At 75.1% G+C, this 3,746-nt stretch carries 2 protein-coding genes; both read left to right on the forward strand.

Annotated elements, in window-relative coordinates; all coding sequences use genetic code 11:
- Positions 1-2,110 (forward strand): SDR family NAD(P)-dependent oxidoreductase (locus tag WA788_RS35045; protein ID WP_335984429.1); only part of this gene is annotated, 2,110 nt, incomplete at its 5' end.
- Between the two features lie 61 nt (positions 2,111-2,171).
- Positions 2,172-3,746, forward strand: a 1,575-nt coding sequence (locus WA788_RS35050; protein WP_335984430.1) for a type I polyketide synthase, incomplete at its 3' end; no start/stop codon positions are given.

Raw genomic sequence — 3,746 nt, forward strand, 5'->3', positions numbered from 1 at the left:
TGTGGAGGGCGGTGACCTGGCGGGGATCGCGGAGACGTTGTCCATCGAGGACGAGCGCCAGCTGCATGACGTGCTGCCCGCGCTCGCGTCCTGGCGGCGGCGTGAGCGGGAGCGGTCGGTGACGGAGGGGTGGCGCTACCGGGTGTCGTGGGTTCCGGTGGCCGATCCGGTGGGCGGGGTGTTGTCGGGTCGGTGGTTGCTGGTGGTTCCGGCAGGTGGTGCCGGTGGTGGGCTGGCGGATCAGTGCCGCGGGGTGGTGGAGGCGCGCGGGGCCGAGGTCGTGGTGGTGGAGGTGGCCGGCGCCGCGAGCCGGGAGGCGGTGGCGGAGCTGGTGCGGGGTGCGGTGCCGGAGGGCGGGTTCGCCGGGGTGTTGTCGTTGCTGGCGGTGGATGAGGCGCCGTTGGAGGGGTACCCGTCGGTGTCGGTGGGGCTGGGCGCGACGTTGGGGTTGGTGCAGGGGCTGGGGGACGCGGGTGTGGGGGCGCCGTTGTGGGTGGCGACGTGCGGGGCGGTGGGCGTGCCGGGTGACCAGCCGGTGCGTGCGGAGCAGACGCAGGTGTGGGGTCTGGGCCGGGTGGTCGGGTTGGAGCACCCGGAGCGGTGGGGTGGCCTCGTGGATCTCCCGGTGGTGTTCGACGGTGCGGACGGCAGGATCGCCGCGCGGTTGGCGGGGGTGCTGGCGGGCTGCGGTGAGGACCAGGTCGCGATCCGTGCGGCGGGCGTGCTGGGCCGGCGGTTGCTGCACGCCGCGTTGCCGGCGGCGCCGGAGCGTGAGTGGAGCCCGCGGGGCAGCGTGCTGCTCACCGGCGGCACCGGCGCCATCGCCGGGCACAGCGCGCGCTGGCTGGCCGGCCGCGGCGCCCAGCGGCTGGTGCTGACCAGCCGGTCGGGCCCGGCCGCCGCCGACGTGGCCGCGCGCGCCGCCGAACTGGCGGCCGGCGGCGCCCGCGTGGACGTCCTCGCCTGCGACGTGAGCGACCGCGCCCAGGTGGCCGGGACCCTCGACCGGATCGCGGCGGAGGGCCCCGCGCTCTCCGCGGTGCTGCACACCGCCGGCATCGGGGAGACCGTGCCGGTGGCGGAAGCCGACCTGGCCGCGACCGACGCGCTCCTGGCGGTCAAGGCGGCGGGCGCCCGGCACCTGGACGAGCTGACCCGCGAACGCGGCCTGGACCTGGACGCGTTCGTGCTCTTCTCGTCGATCTCGGCGATCTGGGGCAGCGTCGTGCAGCCCGCCTACGCGGCCGCCAACACCTATCTCGACGGCCTCGCCGAACGCCGCAGGGCCCAGGGCCTGGCCGCGACCTCCGTGGCCTGGGGCCCGTGGGGCGGGGGCGGCATGACCGACGACGAGACCGCCGGACGGCTCGCCCGCGGCGGGGTGGCCCTCATGGACGCCGACCTCGCGGTGCAGGCGCTCGCCCAGCTCGTGGACGGCCGCGAGGGGCCGACGACCATCGTGGACGTGGACTGGTCGCGGTTCGCCGTGCCCTTCACGCTGCGCCGGTCCAGCCCGCTGATCGAGAGCCTGCCCGAGGTCGCCGCGGCCCTCGCCGAGGAGGCCGCGGAACCGGCCGGCGACCCGGCCGCGGGCGCCTCGCTCCGCGAGGAACTGGCCGATCTGCCCCGGGCCGAGCAGCACCGGGCGCTGGTCCGGCTGGTGCAGGCGCAGGCCGCCGCGGTCCTCGACTACGCCGCGCCGGAGGACGTGGAGGCCACCCGCCCCTTCAGCGACCTCGGCTTCGACTCGCTGACCTCCGTCGAGCTGCGGAACCGGCTGAGCGGCGCCACCGGCCTGCAACTGCCGGCCACGCTGCTGTTCGACCACCCCACCCCCGAGGCGGTGGCCGGCCACCTGTGGGACGAGGAGTTCCAGGAGCAGACGGGCCCGGCGTCCCTGGTGGAGGAGGTCGACCGGCTGGGGTCGCTGCTCACCGGCACGGCACCGGACGAGAAGACGTACGACCTGGTCACCGAGCGTCTCCAGGGTCTCCTCGCCCAGTGGAAGGAGACCGGCGCCCCGCAGGGGAGCCAGGCGGTCGCGGACAAGATCGGCTCCGCCTCGGACGACGAGATCTTCGAGTTCATCCACCGGGAACTCGGCCGGTAAATGGCCCACGTCAGGTGCGGACGGCACGTACGCGTTTCACGAACTGGACTGGTGACATCCGATGGCAGATGAAGAGGCCCTCCGCGATTACCTCAAGTGGGTGACGACCGACCTCTACCACACGCGGCAGCGCCTGCGTGAGGTCGAGGAGCGCAGCCACGAGCCCATCGCCCTGGTCGGCATCGGCTGCCGCTACCCCGGCGGAGTCGCGAGCCCGGAGGACTTCTGGAACCTGCTGGCCACCGGCCAGGAGGGCATCGTCGACGTCCCCACCGACCGCGGCTGGGACCTGGAGAAGCTGACGGAGCCGGACCCGGACGGCGGCACGCGCCGCCTCCGGGGCGGCTTCGTCGACGACGCCAGCGGCTTCGACGCCGGCTTCTTCGGCGTCAGCCCCCGCGAGGCCGTCGCCATGGACCCGCAGCAGCGGCTGCTGCTGGAGGTGTGCTGGGAGGCGCTGGAGCGGGCCGGTATCGACCCGAACTCCCTGCGCGGTTCGCAGACCGGCGTGTTCGCCGGCGCGTCGCTGTCCGGCTACGGCTTCGGCACCGACGAGGACCTGGACGTCCACCTGATGACGGGGACCTCCACCAGCGTCATCTCCGGCCGGGTCTCCTACTCGCTGGGCCTGGAGGGCCCCGCGGTGACGGTGGACACCGCCTGCTCGTCGTCGCTGGTCGCGCTGCACCTGGCGGTGCAGGCGGTGCGCTCCGGGGAGTGCACGCTCGCGCTGGCCGGCGGCGTCACCGTCACCACCGTCCCCGTGATGTTCACCCAGTTCTCCAAGCAGCTCGGCCTTGCCCAGGACGGCCGCTGCAAGGCGTTCTCCGCCGACGCCGACGGCATGGGGATATCCGAGGGCGCCGGCATGGTCGTGGTGGAGCGCCTGTCCGACGCGCGCCGCAACGGCCACCCGGTGCTCGCCGTGGTCCGCGGCTCCGCCATCAACCAGGACGGCGCCTCCAACGGCCTCGCCGCGCCCAACGGCCCGTCCCAGCAGCGCGTCATCCGCGCCGCGCTGGCCAGCGCCCGCCTGTCCACCGCGGACATCGACCTGGTGGAGGCGCACGGCACCGGCACCACGCTGGGCGACCCGATCGAGGCGCAGGCCGTACTGGCCACCTACGGTCAGGGCCGGCCGGCGGACCAGCCGGTCCGGCTGGGCTCGGTGAAGTCCAACATCGGCCACACCCAGGCCGGCGCCGGCATCGCGGGCGTGATCAAGCTGGTGCTGTCCCTGCAACACCAGCGGATGCCGCGGACGCTGCACGCCGAGGAGCCTTCGCCGCACATCGACTGGTCGGCCGGCGACGTCGAGCTGCTGCGCGAGGCCCGGCCCTGGCCCCGGGGGGAGCGCACCCGCCGCGGCGGCGTCTCCTCGTTCGGCGTCAGCGGGACGAACGCGCACGTCATCGTGGAGGAGGCGCCGGCCGAGGAGCCTGCGGAGGCCGACGGCGAGAACGCCCCGGACACCCCGGACGCCGCCGCAGTAGAGGAGGACGGCGGCCGCACCGCCGAACCGCTGCTGCCCGGTGCCGGCGCCTGGCTGGTGTCGGCCCGTTCCGCGGAGGGGCTGGCGGCGCAGGCGGACCGGCTGCGGGAGTGGGTGGCGGCCCGTCCGGAGCTGCAACCGGCC

Origin of the sequence: Streptomyces sp. CA2R106, assembly GCF_037034245.1 — a bacterium.
Classification (GTDB): Bacteria; Actinomycetota; Actinomycetes; order Streptomycetales; family Streptomycetaceae; genus Actinacidiphila.